We start from the raw sequence: 22,580 nt of genomic DNA, 5'->3' as shown, positions 1-22,580 counted from the left end.
ACACAGTTGAACACCGTTCTGTATACAGCCTGCCGTTAAGTCAACCATGAATGGTTTGCTTGCCATGTGTCGAGACAAGCGTCGCCGAGAACCCCGCGTTTGAACGTCATGTTGACGCATATCCCCGCTTTGCTGGTTTCTTCGAACACCACTTGAAACTTGAATTCCGGCTTTGGGTCTTGCTGCCGACTGGCCAGCGCAACGCTTAATCAAGCGCGTCACTGGTTTTCAGCGATATACGGATGATCACGAACTCGGCCGGGCGCAGTGCAGCGACCCCGATCAGCATCACCAACCGGCCGTTTGCAATATCCGCCTCGGTCATCGTGTCCCGTCCGACGGACACGAAATACGCCTCGGATTCCTTTGCGCCCGCCAAGGCCCCCGCGCGCCATTGGGTGCTTAGGAAATTTCCCACCGCCTGCGCGACACTGGACCAGAGCTTTTCGTCATTCGGCTCGAACACAACACATTGGAGCGAGCGGGAAATGGATGCTTCAAGAAAGATAAAGAACCGGCGGACAGGCACGTATTTCCATTCCGGGTCCGACGACAGTGTTCGTGCGCCCCAGACGCAAATCCCGCGCCCGGGAAACTGACGAATGCAATTGACGCCGGCCTGGTTCAGAACGTCCTGTTGGTTTGCGTTCAGATGGAACTCGACATCCACGGCCCCGTTGATCGCCACACCCGCCGGTGCTTTCCAGACGCCGCGCGCCGAGTCCACGCGCGCGTAAACGCCACAGACGGCCCCGCCCGGAGGGACAAGAACCTTGTCGCCCGTCTTAGGATGTGCCGCAACAATCCAGGGGTAGTAGATCGCTGCATGGTCAGACGCGCGCCGATTGCGCGGAGACAGCGCGTCGGACCGCAAATCTTTCACGCCGCGCGGCGTATCGAGCACTGCAAAGCGAAAACGATTGCGTTCGCAATGTGCGATGACTTCATCCTGTATCGTAATCTCGGGCAGCGTGTCGTTTCCGATACCCGGCGCATGGACAATCGCGACAGACTGATATGCATCACGCTCCAGCGCCGCGAGGCCGCGATAGTTGGTCGGGTCTGTGATCACCGCCCCTGCCGCGTCGGTCCTGCCTGCGAACTGGGCGGCGGTAGGTCTTTTACCCTCCTGCCCCCCTTTCAAAGCGCCGCTGAACACCAGACCGGCAGGTGTTTCAGCCTGATCGGACAGATCGAGCGTGATCAGCGCAGATGGGTTTTCCGAGAGTTTCTTGCGCCAGAAATCATCGCTGTTCGTATCCAGCGACAGGTCATCGAAGTCTTCGACCAGAACGGGCCGGGGTTTGCGTTTGGAGTCGTCGAAAGGATCGAATAGGTCGCCGGAAAACCCGTGTCCGAAATATGCGACCTGCAGCCGAAATCCGATGGGCACTGGCCCGTCTGCACCGCGCTTCTGTGCGCTCGACGGCAGGATGCGGACCCAGATGGCGTTGCCGAATTGACCGGGGCCGCTTGCGCTCAGACGGTATCCGGCCGCGTCGATATGGGCCGTTTCCGCGCCATCTCCGACGACCCGGCAGACCACGCAACGCTGCCCGCCATTGTCGAAAAACGCTTTGACGCTGAATGGTACAAAGCGGTATTCGGCGAACACATCGCCAAACACACGCAGGTACTCCCGGTACGACGTGATCAGGGGCGGCCTCAGCGGTCCGCGTTCGGTTTCACCGATCATGGCCGTGGTACTGGTTTCAACACCTTCGACGGGCCTTGGGCCCCGGTTGACTTCTTCAACGAAAACACCGGGGGCAAGATATTCTGGCATGACAGAGATCCAATCGGTTCGCGGGGTTCTGACGGCGGCGTTGTCCGGCGCCGCCGGTCCGGGACATCAGCGGGACGAAAACTTCCAGTTGCCTTGCAGGGACTTGCGGGCAACGCCGCTGTGTTCAAGCGCGGTCAGGGCTTCGTCCAGATCCGCGTGTGAGCATCCAAGAATGGTTTGCAGTGTTTTGGCAGACAGCCCCTCGCGCCGGTTTGTTGTGGCCTCAAACAGCAATACAAGCGTGCGTTCCCGAAGCGTCAGTTCGGCCTTTACCGGTTTCTCGCCGCGCAAGGATTTTGCCCATTTTGCGGCCTTGTTGGCCAGCCCGATCATGTCGGCAATACTTTTGGCGGCACCGCTGATGGTCCCGACGGCGACACAAAACGCAAGGATCGCGGCCAGATCCGGCGTGAGCCCGCCCAGAAAGTTCTCTTCTTCATTGGGGCGGTCAGGATCAAGCAAGGCCCTGACATCGTCCAGATCTCCGCCCTGATCCGCTTGGGCAATTGCGGATACAAGTGTTGGATCGTAACTCATACGCGGTCCTCCGAAATGAATTTCAGGTCAAGCGCGCCAAACTGCTGCGCGAGGTCAAGAAAGACCGGCTGCCCGTTCAGGTGGTTGGCCGTGTGAAAGGCGGTCCATTTCCCTTCGATTTCACGTAGGTTGTTGGTCAATCGCTGGGCGCTGCCGACCTGCTTGAATTCATCATAGAGGCACCCGGATAAAACGGTTCGCAACAGACCGTCCCGGAAGGTTTCAAACGCCTCGGGTGTGACCAGCAGATAGGTGCGCAGGGCCCTTAGCGATTGATGCATATCGGCGGACCAAAGGTTTTGATAGGCGCGCACGGACCGCCCCAAAGCCGGGCTGCGATAGTCGGGAACAACCCGCGCCATAATATGATTGATGTAGAACAGCATGATATCGCAGCGGGTCAGCCCATCCGGATGGCTGGCCGTTTCGGGGGTTGTCCCCGGTCCAAGCCCCATCGCCTCGGATTGTATTTGCTGCATCGACCAAAGGCCAAAGAAGGTCAGGTTCCAGCCCAGGAATGAATCGCAGATAGCCTCGATGGCAATCCGAGGCTGACCGTTATAGACCTCAAGCAGACATGCGAAATGCCCGAAAACGCTGAAGCAATCGGCGGTGATTTCCGGGTTCCAGCGCGCCAGTTCCGGGGGCAGGATCAAACGCGCGTGCGCGTCCACCGGCTGCGTTCTTTCAGTGGGTGGTGCCCCAATTGCTGCTGACGCCGCACCAATTCTTTGGCCTTGATCCGCACCGGGAATGTCGACGAATTGATAGACCACCTGCGCAAAACCCTTTGGCAGTTGGTCGAACAGCACATGGCCGATCTCGTGCAGAAGGATCAGATTGGCGACGCTGCCCACCAGGTCCTCAAAAACGCGCTGGTCCATCGCCCGGGCCTCATGAGCAAGCTGCATCAGGACCGGGTCAAACACACGGTTCTTCGATAGAACGACCGACAGGATCAGCCATGTCGCCAGTTGCCTGAGCTGAGGGTTACCCCCGGAAACACCAAGCAGAAATTGGGTCAGAGTCAGGGTCATAGCCGTGCGAAAATCAATCTTCACCGCATGGCAGCCATTGCGTTCAAGCACGGAAAACCCATTGCGCGCCTCGCCTACAAAGACGAAAACTTCAGGCAGTTCGATGCTTTGGCCATAGAGTTTGTGCATAACTTCGGGCAGGCGCTCCCGCAGACGTTGCAACGCCAAAGCCGAGCCGTTCTGATACGCAATCAGGTAGTCGCATTCGCACGCGTGAACGGTCGCCCGGCCGGTTGGGAATGGCGACATATGGCTGTTCTCGGCCCGGTTCTGACCGAGATTGGCCGTGATCCACGCAAGGTAACGCGCATGTGCCTCCGGGATCGGGCCGATATCATCCAGAATGACGTCAACGTTCGGAAGTCGCATAACGTTCTCCCTTCTCGCGACCCTTTCGCACCGCGAAGCGTTGAGGGTTAAGTCGATTGGTCGAAGCTTGGTGCCATGCTTCCCTAAATGACGATCGAACGCGACCCCTGTCAACGTTTCAGGTGTTTTTGGATATTGGGTAAGGTCGTACTACCGGCGGTTCAGCCAAACCAAGACAATGGGCTTGATGTAGTGGCGGAGACGAAGGGATTCGAACCCTCGAGACGGTTTCCCGCCTACTCCCTTAGCAGGGGAAGCGGTTGCTTTTGAAAATATAGTGATGTGCGTAAGTTAAGTTCCATTTGCATTTTTAGTGTGTCGATTTCGTGCCACTTTTCTTGCGGTTTTGCTTTCTGGACTTAGCCGAGAAGGACAATGACTCTCATTCTCACTTTCGCACTACAGCTTCGGCCTCTTCGTTTATAGTAATCTTCCAATCTCGAATCTCGACATTCGAAAATTCTTTCTTCAGCTGAATGTTTGCCATTTTGTGGATCACCCACATTTTGACTTTGTTCGGGAACCAGATTTCAAGATAGCTGAATAGTACGAAGAAAGCCCCAAATAGCGTAGCACAGAACCCAACCGCCCAGCTGATCTGGAATCCCATTAAAAGAGATGCGATCAGAAAAAACACGGTAGAAAACGTCTCAACCAAACCCCATCCGTGCTTTTGTATTCTCTTGTTCAGGTGTTCTACTCGCGCGGCAATGTTCCTTAGCTGTTGTTGTCTTTCTTCTTTCGCTTTTTGTTCCATCGCTTGAATTTGTTGGCTACGGGCTTCCAATTCGATGTTCACATCGTCTTTGAACTGTGCGTAGTCTTCTTTTATTTCAGAGATTTGTTTTCCGGTTTCGCTAGCTAACCGCTTAATTTCGTTATCATGCTGACGAATTAACTCTTGCCGATCTTCCGCAGCCTTCTCTGAGACGTCCTTTGCGACTGCAGCCTTAGCCTTTGCGAGTACGACACCGATGTTCTCTTCGTTTATGAGGCTTGGATCGCCGGCTGTACTACTAACTATAGCGTTTACACTATCCCGGTCTTGAACCAGAAGTTCGATTGTCGATTCGTCTGCTACTTTTAGATCCCTCAGAATTTTCTCAGTTTTTTCTACAACATTACCAGTGTTGGACAGCGCCCTCTCACATGCCGCTAAAAGCGTTTTTTCAGGAATCCTAGATTCCTGTTTGAAACCGCCCGCTAACCATACGCTGGCTGAGAAGGCATTTAAGTGAACTACAGGAGGGCAAGAGCCCTCATTTATCATAAGGTATTCGAGGCACTTTTTTTGAGCGGCGTTGGAGAATTTCCAGTTGTTGGTGACAAAAACGTAGTCATTCCCAAGTATGTTAGCTGGATGGTTGCCTTTTCTTGCACGCATTGTGAGAGCAAGACACTCCGCGTCATGAAATTCACCCGCCTCTGTATTTGACCACGAAGAAGCCGTAACCGAGAAATCTCTGTATCGTTCTTCGGAAAAAAAGTGTTCTTCATTCGGAAAAGTTTCCAGATTTCGCGGTAGAGTTGTAACCCCAAAACTCTTTGTGTATTTCTCTGGGTCTTTCCTGATATCTTCGGCGACGGTCTCGGAAAGTTCGCCGCGCCGAATTGCTGTCGCAGTTGGTCCTCGCCTATTCCTGTGGTCATTGGACAGTACTGCGTGAAGCACTCTTTTCATCTCTTGAACACTGGTTGGAAAAACTACAAACTTTACCCCTAAGCTATTTGCCAAGCCTACCGTCGCATCAATACTTTTTTTGGAGTGTTTTCCGCTAGCACCGGTCACATGAAGGGCTATAGGTGCATCCAATATTGCAACCAACGTACTTCGCTTTGGTTGCTTTCTTTGTTGGGTCATACTTCCGATAACGGATCTGAGCAAACACAGCTCAGACAACTTTGAAAGCAGAGGCGGTAAGTTTCCGTCTTCGTCTGTGTGGTGGAGAATATAGTCAGAGACTATTCCAACTTTCCATCGTTCGAACTTCCCCCCGTCAACAGTAAATTCTTCTTCGTTTAGAAGATCTGAAATTTTGAATATTTCCGACATAAACAATTGAAGAATTTCGTCGTCCGTAATCTTCGGAAGAAGACTCTTGTCATCAACAAACAACCGGAAGTCTTTTATCAGGTCGTCAATGACTGAACCGCTACTATTCCTACGGGACGTTCCTTTGGCATAGAACACTTGGGCGTCGCCGACTTTTTCCGAACTGATGAAGTTATTCTGACCCATTCGGAACGTAAGAGCCTCTGCCACGGGACGCGGTAGATCAAGTCCGATATGCTGCAAAACGGTCTCCCGAACTATGGGTGCGGTGACCTGCTTCCCTTTTTCCATAGAAAGAAACAAAGGGCCAACCAAAAAAGAAAACCTGTCTAGAGCGTCTTGAGCCGCCGGAAAAGCTGCCTCTTGCGTCGCCAAGACGATTAATGCGTCGTGAGATAGTTTCAAGTTGTTCGTCCTCAAAATACTTCAGCTCAAATTTGCAGCGTACCCCCAACCAATTGCAACAGGTTTCTCGCTATCAATCGCAAACTCCAAACACAGCACCAAAATCATTGGTACGCAGGCTGGTGCTGTGACCAAGAGTTCCCGAACAGCTGTGCATTGGCGGACTCGTACACGACTGGGTTTGAGTAAATGGTCATGCATGTGTCCCGTTGAAGACGCTTCTAGCCATCAAAATACAGCCTGAAGCGCTTCAGGGACTACTGTGCCGGTTTTGTGCCAAAAACTCGGGGAATCGGGTGAATTTTGTGCCAATTTGGGTGAAAACCGTGCAACGCAAGTTTTAACGTGCAGTATCTGGCGCGCGGTGCTCGGCCAAAAAACTCTTTAATTTTATGGGTTTATGGCGGAGACGAAGGGATTCGAACCCTCGAAACCATTCCTGGTTTACTCCCTTAGCAGGGGAGCGCCTTCGACCACTCGGCCACGTCTCCGCCGACGGGTATATCCGTGCATGTCACCGAGATACAAGGTCGATTCTTAGCCTCATGTCATTTTTCTGAGCTCAAATCTCCAATCCGAAACGCTCGATCCCAAGGCGCTGCGTCTGACATGTTGGTTGGGCGTTTGGTTGGCACGGAAGTCCTTGCACCAAGGCCCGCACAACACTGTCTGGGAAGGGTGTTTTTTTGAAATACTTGCAAAGAATGCGATGTTTACGGCATATTTGTCTGTATTTAACAAATAAATGATAGCGCAAAGACTTTACGCAGGGGGCAAAAAAACCGGGCAGCGGGCGTTGAACGCTCGGACATTACCTTTGGGGGAAGGAAAGACTGTTGGCCTGGTTAAAAGTGTTTTGTGTTGCGGTTTGCCTGCTGATCATTCCATCTCAGGTGCTGGCGAATATCGGAACGGTCGTGGCGGTCAAACCGGGGGCCGAGATCACGCGTGACGGAAACCGGCAGCCGTTGAAGATGGGGATGGAGGTCGCCTCGGGCGATGCGATCTCGACGGATCGCAGCGGTGTGGTGCAGCTGATTTTCGTGGACGAGACGAAGATCGCCATCGGACCCAATGCCAGCATGGTGCTGGACGTCAAGATGCTGCGGGGAAATCGCAAGGCCAAAAGCTTTGCAGTGCAGGCGCTGGGCGGCAGTTTCAGGTTCATATCCGGCAAAAGCCGGAAACGGGCGTATTCCGTCCGCACGCCGACGGCGACCATGGCCGTGCGGGGTACGATTTTTGACATATGGATCGCGCCGGGCAATCAAAGCTCGATGCTGGTGTTGCAGGGCACGGTTCAGATGTGTGGTCTGAATGGCGGGTGCCGGTCTACAGGTCGGCAATGCAGCCTGTATGCCACCAGTCAGCGTGGCCGTGTCGGGCGTCCGATCGATCAGGAGCAATATGACAAAGCGATCCAAAGCGGCTTCCCGTTCATACAGGCGCAGGAACGGCTGCTTGTCCCGCTGCGGGTCAATATCGAAGGCTGCGCGCGCGAGGCTGCTCCGGTACGGCCCGAGAAACCTGATGGGCCGGAGAGGCGCGAAGCGCGGGCGCGCGAACCCGAGCCATCGCGGCCCTCGCGGCCCGAACCGGATCCAACGCCCGATCCCCCTTCGACAGGCGACCCCGGAACGCCCGGACCAGAGGGCGGCGGCGGTGAATCTTCGCCCGCCGCGCCTTCCGGGGCTGGTCAGGGCAACCCAACCGGTCAGCCAGAACGCGAATCCGAATAGGGCCGGACCTTGACCCTTTCGCTTGTCCAGCGAGGTTGATGTGACCAAAAAACCGCAGGAAAAGAACGGTCGGTGGCGCGTTTTTCGGATCGTGGGGCTGGGGCTGATCCTGTTTGGCTGTTTCATCCGGGTGCTGGACCCGTATCCCGTCCGGATGTCGCGTCTGGTGTATTTCGATATTCTGCAACGCCTGTCGCCGCGCGCGTTCAATCCTGATCTGCCCGTGCGCGTGGTGGATATCGACGAGGCCGCGCTTGAGACATGGGGTCAATGGCCCTGGCCACGTACTTTGCTGGCGCAGATGGTCGAACATCTGGGGGAATATGGCGCCGCCGCAATCGCCTTCGACATGCTGTTTGCCGAGCCAGACCGGTATTCCCCCGCGCGCCTTTTGAATGATCCGGCATTGTCCGGCGTGCTGTCCGTGGATCGCGCGGCGGCGGATTTGGACAATGATGTTCTGTTCGGGGCCGAGATGGCCAATTGGCCGGTCGTGCTTGGGGTTGCTGCGCGGCTGTCTGGCGAAGACCAACCCGTTTTTGCCAAGGCCGGAATCATCGAGATCGGGGACCAACCGACCGAGGGGCTGGTGTCCGTGCCGCAATGGACCCCGCTGGCCCCGCCACTGGATCAGGATGCGACAGGTATCGGCGGCGTCAATGTTTCGCCCATGGGTGATACCGGCGTCGTGCGCCGGGTGCCGGTGCTGTGGGGCGGCCCCGACGGCGCGCTGCCTGCGCTGGGGATCGAGGCGCTGCGGGTTGCGATGGACGAGCCGGTCATTCTGGCCGAAGGCGCGCAGGACGAGACAGGCATTATGCTGGGTGTCGAGATTGGCGCGTTTATCCTGCCCACCACCGAAAACGGCGAGGTCTGGATCAGATACCGCCACGAGAACCCGGCGCTTTATCTTCCGGCCAACAGGATCATGCAATCCGGGGACGACCCGGAAATGCGCGCCCAGATCGAAGGTCGGATCATTCTGGTGGGCACCTCTGCGGCTGGCCTGTTCGACATGCACCTGACGGCGCTGGGTGAATCCGTTCCGGGCGTGTCGATCCACGCGCAACTGCTTGAGCAGATCCTGACCGACGAGATGATCAGCCGGTCGGACGTAAACGCCGCGCTGGAATTACTGGCCTTCGCGTTGCTGGGCCTTGTCGTCATCGTTGTCATGACCCGCCGAGGCGCGGTGGCCTCATTCGTGGCCGGAGGGATCTCGGCGGCTGTGGTTCTGGGGATCAGCTGGCTGGCCTTTCGAAACCATCTGGTGCTGTTCGATGTCACCTTCCCGCTTCTTGGGGGTATGGCCAATTTCGGAGTTCTGGCCGGGTATCTGTTCGTTTCGACCGAACGCGAAAAGCGGGTGATCCGCCGCATCTTCTCGCGCTACGTATCACCGGAAATTCTGCACGAGCTTGAAGGCTCGGGCCATGCGCTGCAACTGGGGGGTGAGACGCAGGACATCACCGTGATGTTCTCGGACATCCGCGGCTTCACGCCCCTGTCGGAATCCGTGTCGGCGACCGATCTTGTGGCCATATTGAACGAGCTGTTTTCACAGGTCGGGGATCAGATTCTGGCCCAGCAGGGCACTATCGACAAGTTCATCGGCGACGCCGTGATGGCGTTTTGGAACGCGCCGCTTCCGGTTGCGGATCATCCGACACGGGCGGCGCAGGCTGCGTTGTTGATGCGGCAGGCGCTGGTGGCGTTCAATGTGTCCGGGGTCATGCGCGGGCGGCCGCCGATTGCCTTGGCAACCGGGTGCGCAACGGGACGGGCCTGCGTCGGCAATATCGGCTCGCGGCGGCGGTTCAACTATACCGTCATCGGGGATGTGGTGAATGTCGCCGCGCGGCTGGAACAAAGCTGCCGCCATGTCAATTATGACATCGTGATCTCGCGCGCGGTCGTTGATGACACACGAACCGAGCTGGCGGTGCTTGAGGCCGGGTTTGTGGAGCTGAAAGGCAAGGCCGAACTGGAACCGGTTTACATTCTGGTCGGTGACAAATCGGTTCTTCAAAGCGCGGCGTTTCAGTCCTTGGCCGAGACGCACAAGTCCCTGATTGCGTCCATTCGGGACGGTGCATCGCACGATCTGGTCCGGGCGAGGTGTCAGGACTGTGCCAGCCTTGCAGCGGACATCGAGCCGGGACTAAGCGCGTTCTATGACGCGCTTCCCGGTCGAGCGGCGGATTTCAGGTCGGATGTCCAGTCAAACCAGGTGTTGTTCAGCCACCGCGCCGCAGGGCATTGATGGCTGTTTTTGCAAGGTCGGTCAGGGATCAAGATACCCGGTGGCCTTGGCGACCACCGGGCCATTTTCGTCGACTACCGGAAGACATCCGCCAGATCGGATACGCTGACGCCCTCTTTGATCTCCTTCAGGCGGGCGAAGATCATCGCAATGGCAACACCGGTCCACCCGTACCCAATTGCTGATCCAATGCTTTCCGAGATGATTTCCGCCCCTTGCGAGTCGAAGGACAGCAAGGCCAGGCCAAAGATGAACCCGATAGCGGCGGCAAACAGGAAGATGCACAGGACAATCAGGATCAATGCGCCGACAATGGGCCAGCGGTAGTTTTTGGTCAGTTCCGCGCTGCGCCCGATGGCGCCAAACCCGGCCCGATCAATGACGATGGCGGGCACCACGACCGAGAAAACCGCGTAAAGCCAAATGCCCGGCACCACCAGCAACACCCAGCCGATCATGGTCAGGATACCGGTGATAATCGACAGGATTGCAATCGCGGGCAGGTTATTGAACGCCGAGGCGAAATACCGCCCGATCTGGGCCGGGCGGTTGAGCTTGGTGTCATAGGCAAACTGGATCACCATGGCCGAGGTGAAAGCGACGGCAACCATGGACACCAGAACCAGCCCGGCAAAAGCGGGCCAGAACGCGGCCCAGTCAATTTCGGCGGCCGGCGTCGTTTCGAACGAGCTGTCAAACAGCCACAGGCTGAGGACCACATCGACCAGCGCGGGAATGAAGCCCAGCAGCAGAACGATATGTATCTTGCGGAAGAAAATCGAAAACGTGTCACTGATCACAGTGCCAACGCCAAAGGGGATGTGAATGTGCTGATTTGTTGTGTCGGCCATCGTCAATTCCTGAACAAAGATCTTTGGGTTCTGGGCCAATAAAGCCGCGCGCCACCGGTCATCCGCAAGAGGAAGTCGCGACTAAAGCTTCGCCCTTGGGTAAAACGGCAACAGGGGCGCCTAGGCGTCTTCGTTTTTCAAGGTGTGGTGCTTGTCCTTGCGTTTGTCACCAAACAACTGGCGCTGTTCCAGAAACGCGCGCTGGGCTTTGTAAAAGGCTTCAAGAAAGGCTTGATGATCCTGTTCCGGCACCGGATCGGCATAGTCGATCTTGCGGCGTACCTGCGCGAAAATCGCGGCCAGGGTTTCCTTTTGACGCCTGTAAGCCTCGGGCCCGCTTGCGCGATTGGCATTGCGCAAAACAGATTCCAGCGTCTGCAATTCAAAGGCTCCGTAATGTTCCAACTGATGCGAGAGGAACCTGTAGGACGATTGCGCATTGGTCCGGGCCCGCATGGCGTTGGACATGTCCTGCAACAGAATGGGTTTCGGCAGGTGGATGACATAGGTTCCGGCGATGATGTCCCCAAGACGCTGGCGGCGTTTGTTGAACAGGGGCACGGCCAGAACGCCCAGCACCCAGGCCAGCGACAAAAGCGATGGCACAACCGCCTCGGTCGTCAGGGTCAGAACCAGCGTGCCAGGCAGAAAGATCTCGGCCTCTTTCATCAGGTTGCGCACGACCAGCGACTGGGTGGTCAGGGCCTGACCATCCGCCGCGACCACTTTGATTTTCAGCAGCCTCTTGCCAAGCGTCTGGCCGTTCCAGATCAGCTCGGACGCGGCGTAGTAGGGGATGCGGGTGATAAAGAACAGCATCGCGCCAATGGCCATTGCAGTGCTGGGTGTCACCAGATCGAAGGCAGCGACAAGCAGGAACAGGGCCACGGCCGCAGCGACGGTGATCAGCAGATCGGTGAGCTGCGCTGCGGTTCGCACGCCAACGCCCGCGACCCGAAAGAACAGGGGCACACCTTCGGGCGGCAACAGACGGTCCAGCGCGGGTTGGGTCATGACCGCTTCCTTCCACCCAGCACAAACCACGCAAGCCACAGCGCGCCGACGCCCCAGCCGACTGCAATTCGGGTTGATCGATCCTGAACCAACTGCCGCCCGAACCCTTCCAGCAGCGCCGCAACCACCAGCATCAGGGCCGCAATCACGGCCAGTTTGACCGCATCATGGCCCGCCGCGCGCATTTCTGCGCGCCGCGTGTGATGGCCGGGAAACAGGACGGCGAGGCCCAGCTTCAACCCGCCTGCGGCTGCGATACAGATCGCCGACAGCTCGGTCACACCATGGATGGACAGCCACCCGAACATGTCCCAGCCCAGCCCCCGGTCGATATGCAGGGCGTAGAAGACGCCCAATATCAAACCGTTATAGAACACCAGCATGACCGTCGGCGCACACAGAAACGCGCCCAGCCCGAAGACAAAGATGGCGATACGGGTGTTGTGCGAAAACAGATATGCCGCAAAGGCCCCAAGGCCCGAGGTGTCATCTTCGCCGTAAATGGCCGCCCGCAGATAGTCGGTGCTGGCATCCGGTCCGCGTCCCCCGGCCAGTTCAGAAGGCATGAAAACATAAAACCATTCGGGGTTGTCGAAATAGAAGAAATACCCGGCAAGCGCCCCTGCCGCCATGCACAAAAACCCCAGCAGCGTCACCCGCCACGAGGCGCGCATCGCCCGAGGGCCGCCACTGGTCAGGAACCTGCGGATGGTCCCGCCCAACCGTTGCTGCGGGGCGTAGACGCTGAGGTAAGCGCGGCTGGTCAGGGCTTCGAGATATTCCAGCAGACCCCGATCCAGCGAAATCTCACGTGCGATGGACAGGGACGTGGTGGCCTGACGGTACAGATCGGCCAGATCGCGGGCCTCTTGGAAACTCATGCGATGCAGGCCCTGATTTTCAGCCTTATCCACCAGATCGGACAATCTGAGCCAGTCGCCTTCGCGTTCCCGCCGAAACCGGGCCGAGCGGATCAGGTCGCTGTCAGCCATCAGATCATCTCTCGCGCTTTGATTTCCAGATAGGTCGAGATCAAACGGGCCGACACCTCGCCCGGCTCCGCGTCAATCACCGTCACACCCAACTGGTGCAACCGTTCCAGCACAAGGCGGCGCTCGCGTAGCAATTGCCCGGTCGAGATCGTCTCGGCCACGCCATCCATATCCTCGGCGGCCTGATTGACCTGCGTTTCAAGGATCGGATCGCGCAGGGTAACAAAGACAATCAGATGCCGCTTGGCCAGAACGCTGACGTTTTCGACCATCAACTCGGCCGTGGTCGTATCGACGAAATCCGAAAACACGATGATCAGGCTGCGTTTCGGGGTGCGCCCGTTCAACTCGGTCATCGCCAAGGTGTGATTGGTTTCGACGCTTTCATAGCTAAGCTCGGCGGTGCGGCTGCGCAGCCGGTTGAACGCGGTGCGCCCCGGTTCCGGCGGCAGGAACATGCGCGGCTTGGCGTCATAGGCATACAGCCCGACCAGATCGCCCCCGATGGCTGCGGCCCAGGCGGTGGCCAGCGCGGCGGTAATGGCGTGGTCGATCTTGGGCAGGCCTGCGACCTGCTCTCGCATCTGATAGCCGTTATCCAGCGCGATGATCACATGGTGGTTGCGCTCGGCCCGCACCTCTTTGGCGACCAGCGAGCGATACCGGGCCGAGCGTTTCCAGTCGATCGAACTGGCATCCATGCCACGCACGAAGTCGCGCAACTGATGGAACTCGGTGCCTTCGCCAATGGCGCGGTTTTCCTTTACGCCGAACAGGCGCGATTGCACGGTGGTCGAAATCTCACCCGACATGACACGGCGGATATTGGGAACGACCGCCACCGACAAGCCAAAGGCCAGCTTTGGGACAAGTTCGAACATTTTCAGCCTTGATGGCCAGGACAGCCACAGGTTGGACAGCGCCCATGTGCCCCGCTGGCTGGCGCGAAACGGGATCTGGGCAGTTCCGCCCGACAGATCAAACACTGACGGTCCGTCCAGTCCGGCGGGCCAGTCCAGTTTTCCCCGCATCCCCGGCGCGGCGGGGGAGACGGACAGATCAATTTGCCCCTCTTCGCCCACAAAGATATCCGATATCGGCTCGACCGAGACAGACCGGCGGCGGGGCCAGGACAGCAACAGGTCGAGGATCGCCAGACCGCACAGCACAAGCCACGGCAAACCGGCGATGGGACGCGTTGCGTCGCCCAGGACGATCGCCAGCAGCGTCAGGCACAGCGCTGCGCAGGCTGCGATCAGCAATATGCGGGATGGCCGGATCAGCGTGGGGCCTCGATCTGGTTGAGGATGTTCTCCAGCACCTGCCGCGCGCCGCGTCCTTCGATCTCGGCCGAAGGGGACAGCACGATCCGGTGTTGCAGCGCATGGATGATCAGGGTTTTGACGTCGTCGGGGATGGCAAAGTCGCGCCCGTTCAGGGCCGCCGTGGCGCGCGTTGCCCCGGCAATCGCATCAGCGGCGCGGGTCGAGGCGCCAAAGGCGATATCAGCGCTTTCGCGGGTCGCGCGGACCAGCCGCAGGATATAGGCCAGAATGTCGTCATCCAGCACGATCCCGTCGATCAACTGCCGCGCCGCCGCCATGGTGGGCGCGTCCAGCAGGGGCTGTACGGTTTGCGTCGCGCTCAGGAAATCCAGCGGCTCATTGGCGTGCTGGCGCAGGATCGACAGTTCCACATCCTCGGGCGGGAAGGTCAGGTTCACCTTGAACAGAAACCGGTCCAACTGCGCCTCGGGCAGGGGATAGGTGCCTTGCTGTTCAATCGGGTTCTGGGTGGCGACCACGATGAATTCCGAACCCAGAAGGTGGTCGGTGCCGTCAATCGTCACCATCCTCTCATTCATCGCCTGTAGCAGCGCGGCCTGCGTTTTGGGCGGTGCGCGGTTGATCTCGTCCGCCAGCAGGATCTGGCTGAAGACCGGACCTTTGGTCAGAACAAACTCGCTGGTCTGGAAGTTGTAGATCGAGGTGCCCAGCACGTCGCCCGGCATCAGATCGGGGGTGAACTGAATGCGCCCGAATTGCAGGTTCAGCGCCCCGGCAAAGCTGCGCGCCAACAGCGTTTTGGCGGTGCCCGGAGGGCCTTCGAGCAGCACATGCCCGCGTGCAAACAAGGCTGTCAGCAGCAGATCGACGGCCTCTTGCTGGCCTTGCACAACTTTGCCGATCTCGGCCCGCAGGGCCTCGGCGCGGGCAAACAGGTCTTCAAGATTCATCGGCAAGGTGCTCCAGTATCATTTCGAATTGGTCAATGTGGGAAATGGCGTCTGCCGCCGCCAGATGCGGGGGCAGGGCGCGAATGGTTTGGATCAGCGCGTCCAGTCGGGCCGCGAGGTCAGGTTTTCGGGCTCGGACATATTTCAGATAGGCCTCTTCCGGTGTGCCCATGGTCTTGTAAGTGCTGCCGAACACCGCCGCCGCGCGGGCGCGCAGGCGGGTATCAACATAATCGGACAGCATTGCACCGTCCTGGTCTGTCATACGCATCAGCCGTGCCCTTGCGCGGTTGGCCATGCGTTTGCCGGTGCCCAGCGTTGGGGCGATATCGATCACCGGGCCACTGCGCACCCCGCCCCGCCAGATCGCTAAGGCCAGCAACAGCCCCGCGCCGATCCAAAGCGCGCGGAACGGTGGTTCAAACAAACGCTTGAGGTCGTCCCACGTTCGTTCGCGGGCCTCAACGAGTTCCGGCGCGGTCAGCCAGTTCTGATCGCTGTAATCAATGATGATGCGCTGATCGCCCGCGATTTCGGGCAGAACCTGCGCCGCGATCCATGCATTGTCGCCCAGTGTCAGCCCGTGATTGTTCAGCAGATCAGGGTCTGACAGGATATAGACCTTCTGGCCGTCCTCGGACCCTGGCAGAGGGCACGCGCCCAGCAGCATCTCTCCGGCCCGTCCGACGATGGGGTCACATCCGCGTCCGGCAAAGGTTTGGGCGGCGTAGATACGGGCCTTCAGTTGCGGGTCAGCGGCCAGTGCGTAGTCGGAAAACGGACGGCGCGCCAAAGCCATCGGCCCGACATCAGTACCGGCAATCTGGTGCAGGATGGTCTGAATCTCAGCGCGCGGAGACATCAGAAACGGATGCCCGAACCCGGTCAGGCGCATTCCGCTGCGCCATTTGGGCAGGATCACCAGGCTGGGCACGGATTGCACCTTGTCGCGGATCACCTCGGTCTCCTGATCGAACTCATCCGCCTGCAACAGCAGTTCTTCTTTGGTTCTGGCCGCGTTGCGATCTGTGTCCAGACGCGTGTCATAGACCGGCTGCACCAGCAGACCCACGGTGCTGCGGTCCAGAGGCCAGCCACCGGTAAAGCTCTGCGTTATGTGGGACTGGCTGTTCAGCCAGCGATCCAGACCATCAAACCCGCTGGCCGACTCGCGCAGGGCGTATTGCCGCCCGGCCATGACATACAGAAAAATCCCGACGCAAACCGCAACCACAACGCCCACGATGACCCAATCCAGCCGGATGCGATCGGTCGTGGGCAAGCTGGTCGTATCGCTCATGCGGTGACCTCGCGCAGGACGGGTCTGATCCGGTTCAGAAGGGCCTCGAAATCGCCCTCGGTGATCGAGTGATGGCCGAAATTGACGCGTTCACTGGCCAGAACCAGGGCGCGCAGGTCGGGGATGTACCAAAGCGTCTGCGGCATGCTGCGCAGGGCCTCGCGATGGGTCCAGCTGCGTTTGAACAGCACTTCGTTTTTGGACAGGCAATGGCTCAGCGCCAGTTGCGCCAACCCGGTGACCGCCAGATCGCGATCTTTCAATTTCAGAAGCGCGTCAAGATCGGGAATGTTCTGCCCGGCGTCCGATAACTCTGGGTCGTCCCGCCCGCCTTTGCGCCGCGCATTACCCAAGGATTTGCGGAACGAGACCGAGGTGTTCCCGGCAGTGTTGTAGATGAACAAGGTCAGGAAAATCAGTATGACCGCAGACAGACCGCCGACGATCCAGCGGTTGTCAACGGACAGCTCGACAGACCGGTCGGGTTGCGGCGTTGCATCCGTGTCCAGTGGCGGCGCGGGTTGCGTGGGGTCGAAATAGACAACATCCGTGTCGATCCCGCGATACCGGACGGCTTTCAGATAGTCTTGCCCCGACGCGCTCAGATCCGGTCGGGAAAGCGTGGTTTCCTGCGCTTGGGCAGGGGCAAAGGCGCATAAGAAAAACGCTGAAACAATGGCAAAACCAGATCTCATTCCGGTATCGATAGATCACTCTCGCAAGGCAGGCAACAACCTGTGCGGAATTCTCGTATGGATTGTTCATGACCTCGTATCAACTCGGTCTACCCGGTCTTTTTGGCGCTGAAACGCAGGTGAGTGGCATGGCTCAGGCGTTCAGGGTGCCGGGCATCTTATTCCGGTTCCGCCGCGTATAGCCCAAGCTGGTGCCTGCGCTGATGAAACCGCTCAACCCGTTCGACGATTTCATCGCTGGATACCGCGATCACGAAGGACAGAAGCGTTTCCAGCAAGGCGATGGTCGACACAGAGGACGGGAAATATTGCGGCGTGTCGGCTGCCACGACAAATCCGTGCTGCGCGTTCAGGATCACCGGGCTGGCAGGGCTGTCCGAGATACCGACAACCGTCAGCCCCTGCTGGCGGGCAAGTTTGATCGCATCGATCACCTCGGTCCGGTAGGGATGGCAGGTGATCGCAATCAGCACGTCCTGTTCATCTGCCCAGGCCAGATCATCCACCGGGGTCGAGCCCGAGCGGGGAATGGCGTGAAACTGCTTCATCCCGGTCGAGGCCAGATAGGTAAAGTTCCGCGCGTTTGAATTGTTGACGCCGACGCCCAGCGTGAAAATCTGACGGCAGTTCCAAATATCTTCGGCTGCAGCGCGCAGCCGGTCGGCATCGATACCGGCAAATGTCTCTTCAATATTGCGGATCGTGGCACCGATCATGTCGGCGTAAAGGCCACCCATCTCACCGGATTTGCCGATTTCCTGCAACCAGCGGGCGCGGTCGGGAAACGAAACCGTCCCCTGCCGGATGGCCTGCCGGAACGGGGCACGAAAATCCTCGTAGCCTTCGAAGCCGACCTGCCGTGCCATGCGGACAAAAGTGTTGGGTTTGACGTTGGCGGCCTCGGCAATCTCGCGCACGGTGGACACGCCCACATCTGTGGGGTTTTCCAGCACATAGCGCGCGGCTTTCTGGGCCTCGGGCGTCAGGGCGTCCCATTCCTCGGTCAGGCGATCCAGGACGATTGATGATACATTTGTGTCATTCATGATTGACGATGGTACAGTTGTGAAATTAGCCTGTCGAGCAGAATCGCAGGCCGGGAAACGCGCATCGACCTGTGCCCCAACTCAGGAGACTAAAGGATGAGTCTGCCCGACACAATGAAAGCCATGGTGACCATGGGTCACGGCGGTCTTGAGCAAATGGTGCTGCACAAGGATTGGCCGCGCCCCGAACCCGCGGCGGGCGAAGTGCTGATCCGCGTCGCCGCCTGCGGGCTGAACAATACGGATGTGAACACGCGATCCGGCTGGTACTCGAAGACCGTAACTGATGCCACAACCGGCGGCGCGTTCGAGGAAGTCGGCGAAGACGATCCCACCTGGGGCGGCGCGCCCATCACCTTCCCGCGCATTCAGGGGGCCGATATCTGCGGTCATATCGTTGCCGTGGGTGAGGGTGTGGACAGCGCGCGTATCGGACAGCGGGTGATAACAGACGGCTGGTTGCGCGATCCCGACGATCCGCAAAACATGGACAAGGCCGGATACTACGGGTCCGAGCGGGATGGCGGCTTTGCCGAATATGCCACAACGCTTGCGATGAATGCGGTGCCGATCACGTCGGACCTGTCGGATGCGGAACTCGCCACATTCTCTTGCTCGTACTCAACGGCCGAAGGGATGCTGACCCGGGCCAATGTGACCAGCGCAGACACGGTTCTGGTGCCGGGTGCATCCGGCGGCGTTGGCGGCGCGCTGGTGCAACTGGCCAAACGCCGGGGCGCGCGTGTCATCGCGATGGCGTCCGAGGCCAAGCACGAGGACGTAGCCAAGCTGGGCCCCGACATGATCCTGCCCCGCGCGCCTGACAATCTGCGCGCGGCTCTCAGAGCTGAGAAAATTACCGTTGTCGCCGATGTGGTGGGCGGGCCGTACTGGCCGAAACTGATCGACATTCTGGAACGCGGCGGGCGCTATACCTGCTCTGGGGCCATCGCTGGCCCGATGGTCGAGTTTGATCTGCGCACCTTCTACCTGCGCGATCTGACCTTCACAGGCTCGACCGTGATTGACCCGCAGGTGATGCAGAACCTCGTGAAATACATCGAAGCGGCTGAGATCAAACCCGCCCTCGCCGCCACCTATCCGCTGGAGGAATTGCGGGACGCGCAGGCCGCGTTCATTACCAAGCAACACACTGGCAATATCGTGGTGATCCCATGACACTGGATGATGTGCTCGAAGCAGCGCGGCAACTGCATCAGGCGCATCCCGACCTGTCTGCGTTCGGGGCATGGCCCACGGATTTGTCGCCTTCCCCGTTGACGGCCGATCATATTCCGGCGGCTGATCTGGTGAAGGACTTTGAAATCGTGGGCAGCGATCTGACCCAACCGCTTATTTCTGCCATCTGTGCCACAACGCATCTGGCGCAGTGGAAACAGACCTATACCGAAGACGAGGTCGGCGCGGATTTCCTGCGACGCTATGGGTATTACGAGCTGTTCGGGCCGACGGGTCATTTCCACTCGACCCAATTGCGCGGCTACATCGCCTATTGGGGGCCGGGGCTGAATTACGACTGGCACAGCCATCAGGCCGAGGAAATCTATCTGACCCTTGCAGGCGGTGCCGAATTCAAAACTACCGAGAATACGGGTGTTGTCGGGACAGATCAGACCCGCCTGCATACCAGTTGGCAAAGCCACGCGATGGTTACAACCGATCAACCGATCCTTACCTTTGTGCTGTGGCGCGGAGAGGGGATGGGTGATCTGCCCAGAATGGATGCGGCATGAAAATCAATCGGATACGCGTCTATCAGACCGGGCTTCCGTATGTCGGCGGGGCATATGCCTGGGGGGCTGGCAACGCCATCGAAACCGCCACCGCCTCGGTCGTGGTCATCGACACCGATGCAGGGTTGCAAGGCTGTGGCGAGTTCACGCCCTGCGGTGAAAACTACATGGTCGCCCATTCCGAAGGCGTGGGTGCGCTGGCGCGGCTGGTGGCTCCGCATCTTCTGGGCGAAGATCCGCGTCAGGTGGCGCGGATCGAGCAGTTGATGGATCATCTGGTGCAGGGCCACGGCTATGCCAAGGCCCCGTTCGATGCGGCCTGCTGGGACATTCTGGGGCAGGCCTGCGATCAGCCGGTCTGGATGCTGCTGGGTGGCAAGCTGACCGACGGCGCGCCAATGTACCGGGTTGCGCCGCAGAAGGCGGTGGATGAGACCGTGGCCGAGATGGATCGTTACCGCGATCAGGGCTACCGGCAGTTTCAGGTCAAGGTGGGCAGCGACTGGGCCACCGACATTGACCGCATCCGCACCACGGTTCCCTTGCTGAACCCGGGCGAGAAGGCGATGGCCGATGCCAATCAGGGCTGGCGCGTGGACAACGCGATCCGGGTGGCCCGCGCCACGCGCGATCTGGATTTCATTCTGGAACAGCCCTGCCGCACCTATGAGGAATGCCAACAGGTGCGCCGCGTTGCCGAACAGCCGATGAAGCTGGACGAATGCGTCACCGGTATCCACGCGGCGCAGCGCATCGTCGCGGATCGCGGGGCCGAGATCTGTTGCCTGAAAATCTCGAACCTCGGCGGGATCAGCAAGGCGCGGCGGGTGCGGGATTATCTGGTCGACAACCGCATCCCGGTTGTCAGCGAGGATACATGGGGCGGCGAGATCACATCCTCGGTTGTGGCCCATTTCGCCGCCTCAACCCCGCCAGAGTACCTGCAGAACACAACTGACCTTATGAACTACAACACCCGATCCACCGGCATCGGCGGCCCGACTGCCCGTGACGGCAAGCTATACGCGCCCGACACGCCCGGACTGGGTGTCAAACCGGATTTCGAAAGCCTCGGCGCGCCTTTGGCGGAGTACGCGTTATGAGACCACAGGCCGTTGCCACTCAGATGATCGACGACGCACGCGTGCGCGTGACGCGGTTTGACTTTGCGCCCGGTGCGGAAACCGGATGGCATCGCCATGCGATGGATTACGTCATCACGGCGATTACCGATTGCCACATGCGTTTGGATCTGCCGGACGGAACGGTCAACGAGGTGACCGTGCCCGCCGGAACCGCTTATCGCCGCGATGAAGGGGTCGAACATAATGTCATCAATGCCGGGGATGCCCCGATGTCCTTCGTGGAAGTGGAATTGAAATGAAGATCTCCCGACTTTCGGTCTATCACGTCGATCTGCCTTTGGAGCATCCCTACTGGCTGTCCGGTGGGCGGTTGAAGTTCGAAATGCTGGACGCGACGCTGGTGAAGATCGAAACCGATGCCGGCCTGACTGGCTGGGGTGAGGGTACCCCGTGGGGCCACACCTATGTGCCTGCACACGGGCCGGGCATTCGCGCCGGGATTGAAACGATGGCGCCTTTCATCCTGGGCCTTGATCCACGCAAGGTTCTGGATGTGGAACGGGCGATGGATCTGGCCTTGCCGGGGCATCTCTATGCCAAAAGCCCCATCGACATGGCGTGCTGGGATATTGCCGGACAGGCGGCTGGGCTTCCGATTGCTGATCTGATGGGTGGCGGGTCCAGGACACCGCGCCCGATTGCGTCCTCGGTCGGGGCCAAAACGGTCGAAGAAACCCGCGAAGTGATGGAACGCTATCGCAGCCGGGGCTATATCGCCCATTCGGTGAAGATTGGCGGCAATGTCGAACGTGATATTGCGCGGGTCCGCGACGTCGAAAGCATCCGGCGACCGGGTGAGATTGTCCTCTATGACGTCAATCGCGGCTGGACCCGGCAACAGGCCCTGCGGGTCCTGAGCGCCTGCGAAGACCTGAATGTGATGTTCGAACAACCCGGCGAAACGCTGGACGATATCGCCGCACTCTCGGGCCAGCACGCCTCGCCCGTGTCGGTGGATGAAAGCCTTGTGAGCTTACAGGACGCTGCCCGCATCGCGCGTGACGGGATCGCCGAGATATTCGGGATCAAGCTGAACCGCGTCGGCGGCCTGACCAAAGCCGCGCGGATGCGGGATATTGCGCTGGCCCATGGCATCGACATGTTCGTGATGGCCACGGGTGGCAGCGTGCTGGCCGATACCGAAGCGCTGCATCTGGCCGCCACCATCCCGGATGACAATTGCCATGCAGTCTGGGCCTGTCAGGACATGCTGACCGTTGACATTGCAGGCGGTCGCGGCCCCCGCAATGTCGACGGCCACCTGCATTTGCCCGAGAGCCCCGGCCTTGGCGTACACCCGGATGAAGACGCGCTGGGCGATCCGGTTGCCGTTTACGAATAGACACTGATTTTATTGA

The 22,580-nt window shown here is 58.9% G+C and carries 19 protein-coding genes and 1 tRNA gene; 7 read left to right on the top strand and 13 right to left on the bottom strand.

Features of this window, described 5'->3' with window-relative positions; all coding sequences use genetic code 11:
- Positions 1–205: 205 nt before the first annotated feature.
- The 5 genes from ACR0KJ_RS15310 to ACR0KJ_RS15290 form a co-directional block, all read right to left on the bottom strand.
- On the bottom strand, positions 206–1,786 hold the full coding sequence (locus ACR0KJ_RS15310; protein ID WP_480627074.1) for a phage tail sheath family protein: 1,581 nt from the start codon (positions 1,784–1,786) through the stop codon (positions 206–208).
- Positions 1,787–1,852: 66 nt separating this feature from the next.
- Entirely contained in the window at positions 1,853–2,323 is a 471-nt protein-coding gene (locus ACR0KJ_RS15305; RefSeq protein WP_480627073.1) for a hypothetical protein, read from the bottom strand.
- Positions 2,320–3,729 carry a hypothetical protein gene (locus ACR0KJ_RS15300; protein ID WP_480627072.1) on the bottom strand — a complete coding sequence of 470 codons (1,410 nt, stop codon included), beginning with the start codon at positions 3,727–3,729 and terminating at the stop codon, positions 2,320–2,322. The genes ACR0KJ_RS15305 and ACR0KJ_RS15300 overlap by 4 nt, the downstream gene beginning before the upstream one ends.
- Positions 3,730–4,117: 388 nt before the next feature.
- A complete protein-coding gene (locus ACR0KJ_RS15295; protein WP_480627071.1) occupies positions 4,118–6,187 on the bottom strand; it encodes a hypothetical protein in 2,070 nt (689 codons plus the stop codon).
- A 401-nt stretch (positions 6,188–6,588) separates the two neighbouring features.
- Positions 6,589–6,678 (bottom strand) — tRNA-Ser (locus ACR0KJ_RS15290).
- Between the two features lie 345 nt (positions 6,679–7,023).
- On the opposite strand from ACR0KJ_RS15290, the gene ACR0KJ_RS15285 reads away from it, so the two are divergent.
- Together ACR0KJ_RS15285 and ACR0KJ_RS15280 are read left to right on the top strand one after the other, a co-directional pair.
- Complete coding sequence (locus ACR0KJ_RS15285) at positions 7,024–7,926, top strand: FecR family protein (RefSeq protein ID WP_480627070.1); 903 nt, start codon at positions 7,024–7,026, stop codon at positions 7,924–7,926.
- A gap of 40 nt (positions 7,927–7,966) precedes the next feature.
- On the top strand, positions 7,967–10,189 hold the full coding sequence (locus ACR0KJ_RS15280) for a CHASE2 domain-containing protein (protein WP_480627069.1): 2,223 nt from the start codon (positions 7,967–7,969) through the stop codon (positions 10,187–10,189).
- A gap of 74 nt (positions 10,190–10,263) precedes the next feature.
- Here ACR0KJ_RS15280 and ACR0KJ_RS15275 read toward each other — a convergent pair whose 3' ends face one another.
- The 8 genes from ACR0KJ_RS15275 to ACR0KJ_RS15240 all read right to left on the bottom strand — a co-directional run bounded on the left by ACR0KJ_RS15275 (position 10,264) and on the right by ACR0KJ_RS15240 (position 18,323).
- Complete coding sequence (locus tag ACR0KJ_RS15275; RefSeq protein WP_480627068.1) at positions 10,264–11,040, bottom strand: hypothetical protein; 777 nt, start codon at positions 11,038–11,040, stop codon at positions 10,264–10,266.
- Between the two features lie 120 nt (positions 11,041–11,160).
- Positions 11,161–12,054: an RDD family protein gene (locus ACR0KJ_RS15270; RefSeq protein ID WP_480627067.1), complete on the bottom strand. Its 894-nt coding sequence runs from the start codon at positions 12,052–12,054 to the stop codon at positions 11,161–11,163.
- Entirely contained in the window at positions 12,051–13,046 is a 996-nt protein-coding gene (locus tag ACR0KJ_RS15265; protein ID WP_480627066.1) for a stage II sporulation protein M, read from the bottom strand. Before ACR0KJ_RS15265 ends, ACR0KJ_RS15270 begins: the two co-directional genes overlap by 4 nt.
- Complete coding sequence (locus ACR0KJ_RS15260) at positions 13,046–14,308, bottom strand: DUF58 domain-containing protein (RefSeq protein WP_480627065.1); 1,263 nt, start codon at positions 14,306–14,308, stop codon at positions 13,046–13,048. The genes ACR0KJ_RS15265 and ACR0KJ_RS15260 overlap by 1 nt, the downstream gene beginning before the upstream one ends.
- Positions 14,309–14,325: 17 nt before the next feature.
- The gene (locus ACR0KJ_RS15255; RefSeq protein WP_170522040.1) at positions 14,326–15,282 is read right to left on the bottom strand and encodes an AAA family ATPase; all 957 of its coding nucleotides are present in this window, start codon (positions 15,280–15,282) and stop codon (positions 14,326–14,328) included.
- Positions 15,272–16,582 carry a hypothetical protein gene (locus tag ACR0KJ_RS15250; RefSeq protein WP_170453244.1) on the bottom strand — a complete coding sequence of 437 codons (1,311 nt, stop codon included), beginning with the start codon at positions 16,580–16,582 and terminating at the stop codon, positions 15,272–15,274. Before ACR0KJ_RS15250 ends, ACR0KJ_RS15255 begins: the two co-directional genes overlap by 11 nt.
- On the bottom strand, positions 16,579–17,277 hold the full coding sequence (locus ACR0KJ_RS15245) for a hypothetical protein (RefSeq protein WP_480627064.1): 699 nt from the start codon (positions 17,275–17,277) through the stop codon (positions 16,579–16,581). Before ACR0KJ_RS15245 ends, ACR0KJ_RS15250 begins: the two co-directional genes overlap by 4 nt.
- Positions 17,278–17,435: 158 nt before the next feature.
- Entirely contained in the window at positions 17,436–18,323 is an 888-nt protein-coding gene (locus ACR0KJ_RS15240; RefSeq protein WP_170453242.1) for a MurR/RpiR family transcriptional regulator, read from the bottom strand.
- 96 nt (positions 18,324–18,419) lie between these two features.
- Between ACR0KJ_RS15240 and ACR0KJ_RS15235 the strand changes: the two genes are divergently transcribed.
- Genes ACR0KJ_RS15235 through ACR0KJ_RS15215 form a run of 5 tightly spaced genes read left to right on the top strand, consistent with a single transcriptional unit; the run spans position 18,420 to position 22,564 of the window.
- Positions 18,420–19,502, top strand: coding sequence for an alcohol dehydrogenase family protein (locus ACR0KJ_RS15235; protein WP_480627063.1), 1,083 nt, complete (start codon positions 18,420–18,422; stop codon positions 19,500–19,502).
- A complete protein-coding gene (locus tag ACR0KJ_RS15230) occupies positions 19,499–20,077 on the top strand; it encodes a dimethylsulfonioproprionate lyase family protein (RefSeq protein WP_480627062.1) in 579 nt (192 codons plus the stop codon). The genes ACR0KJ_RS15235 and ACR0KJ_RS15230 overlap by 4 nt, the downstream gene beginning before the upstream one ends.
- A complete protein-coding gene (locus ACR0KJ_RS15225) occupies positions 20,074–21,180 on the top strand; it encodes an enolase C-terminal domain-like protein (RefSeq protein ID WP_170453240.1) in 1,107 nt (368 codons plus the stop codon). Before ACR0KJ_RS15230 ends, ACR0KJ_RS15225 begins: the two co-directional genes overlap by 4 nt.
- A complete protein-coding gene (locus tag ACR0KJ_RS15220) occupies positions 21,177–21,461 on the top strand; it encodes a cupin domain-containing protein (RefSeq protein WP_480585471.1) in 285 nt (94 codons plus the stop codon). The genes ACR0KJ_RS15225 and ACR0KJ_RS15220 overlap by 4 nt, the downstream gene beginning before the upstream one ends.
- The gene (locus ACR0KJ_RS15215) at positions 21,458–22,564 is read left to right on the top strand and encodes an enolase C-terminal domain-like protein (RefSeq protein ID WP_170522050.1); all 1,107 of its coding nucleotides are present in this window, start codon (positions 21,458–21,460) and stop codon (positions 22,562–22,564) included. The genes ACR0KJ_RS15220 and ACR0KJ_RS15215 overlap by 4 nt, the downstream gene beginning before the upstream one ends.
- Positions 22,565–22,580 lie beyond the last annotated feature (16 nt).

This window comes from Ruegeria sp. AD6 (assembly GCF_056542325.1).
This window is presented reverse-complemented; position numbering and strand designations above follow the sequence as displayed.

Excerpts from the sequence above, each read along its gene's own strand:
- ACR0KJ_RS15310 (WP_480627074.1), bottom strand. The coding sequence starts at position 1,786 with ATGCCAGAATATCTTGCCCCCGGTGTTTTCGTTGAAGAAGTCAACCGG.
- ACR0KJ_RS15305 (WP_480627073.1), bottom strand. The coding sequence starts at position 2,323 with ATGAGTTACGATCCAACACTTGTATCCGCAATTGCCCAAGCGGATCAG.
- ACR0KJ_RS15300 (WP_480627072.1), bottom strand. The coding sequence starts at position 3,729 with ATGCGACTTCCGAACGTTGACGTCATTCTGGATGATATCGGCCCGATC.
- ACR0KJ_RS15275 (WP_480627068.1), bottom strand. The coding sequence starts at position 11,040 with ATGGCCGACACAACAAATCAGCACATTCACATCCCCTTTGGCGTTGGC.
- ACR0KJ_RS15270 (WP_480627067.1), bottom strand. The coding sequence starts at position 12,054 with ATGACCCAACCCGCGCTGGACCGTCTGTTGCCGCCCGAAGGTGTGCCC.
- ACR0KJ_RS15265 (WP_480627066.1), bottom strand. The coding sequence starts at position 13,046 with ATGGCTGACAGCGACCTGATCCGCTCGGCCCGGTTTCGGCGGGAACGC.
- ACR0KJ_RS15255 (WP_170522040.1), bottom strand. The coding sequence starts at position 15,282 with ATGAATCTTGAAGACCTGTTTGCCCGCGCCGAGGCCCTGCGGGCCGAG.
- ACR0KJ_RS15250 (WP_170453244.1), bottom strand. The coding sequence starts at position 16,582 with ATGAGCGATACGACCAGCTTGCCCACGACCGATCGCATCCGGCTGGAT.
- ACR0KJ_RS15245 (WP_480627064.1), bottom strand. The coding sequence starts at position 17,277 with ATGAGATCTGGTTTTGCCATTGTTTCAGCGTTTTTCTTATGCGCCTTT.
- ACR0KJ_RS15240 (WP_170453242.1), bottom strand. The coding sequence starts at position 18,323 with ATGAATGACACAAATGTATCATCAATCGTCCTGGATCGCCTGACCGAG.
- ACR0KJ_RS15235 (WP_480627063.1), top strand. The coding sequence starts at position 18,420 with ATGAGTCTGCCCGACACAATGAAAGCCATGGTGACCATGGGTCACGGC.
- ACR0KJ_RS15230 (WP_480627062.1), top strand. The coding sequence starts at position 19,499 with ATGACACTGGATGATGTGCTCGAAGCAGCGCGGCAACTGCATCAGGCG.
- ACR0KJ_RS15225 (WP_170453240.1), top strand. The coding sequence starts at position 20,074 with ATGAAAATCAATCGGATACGCGTCTATCAGACCGGGCTTCCGTATGTC.
- ACR0KJ_RS15220 (WP_480585471.1), top strand. The coding sequence starts at position 21,177 with ATGAGACCACAGGCCGTTGCCACTCAGATGATCGACGACGCACGCGTG.
- ACR0KJ_RS15215 (WP_170522050.1), top strand. The coding sequence starts at position 21,458 with ATGAAGATCTCCCGACTTTCGGTCTATCACGTCGATCTGCCTTTGGAG.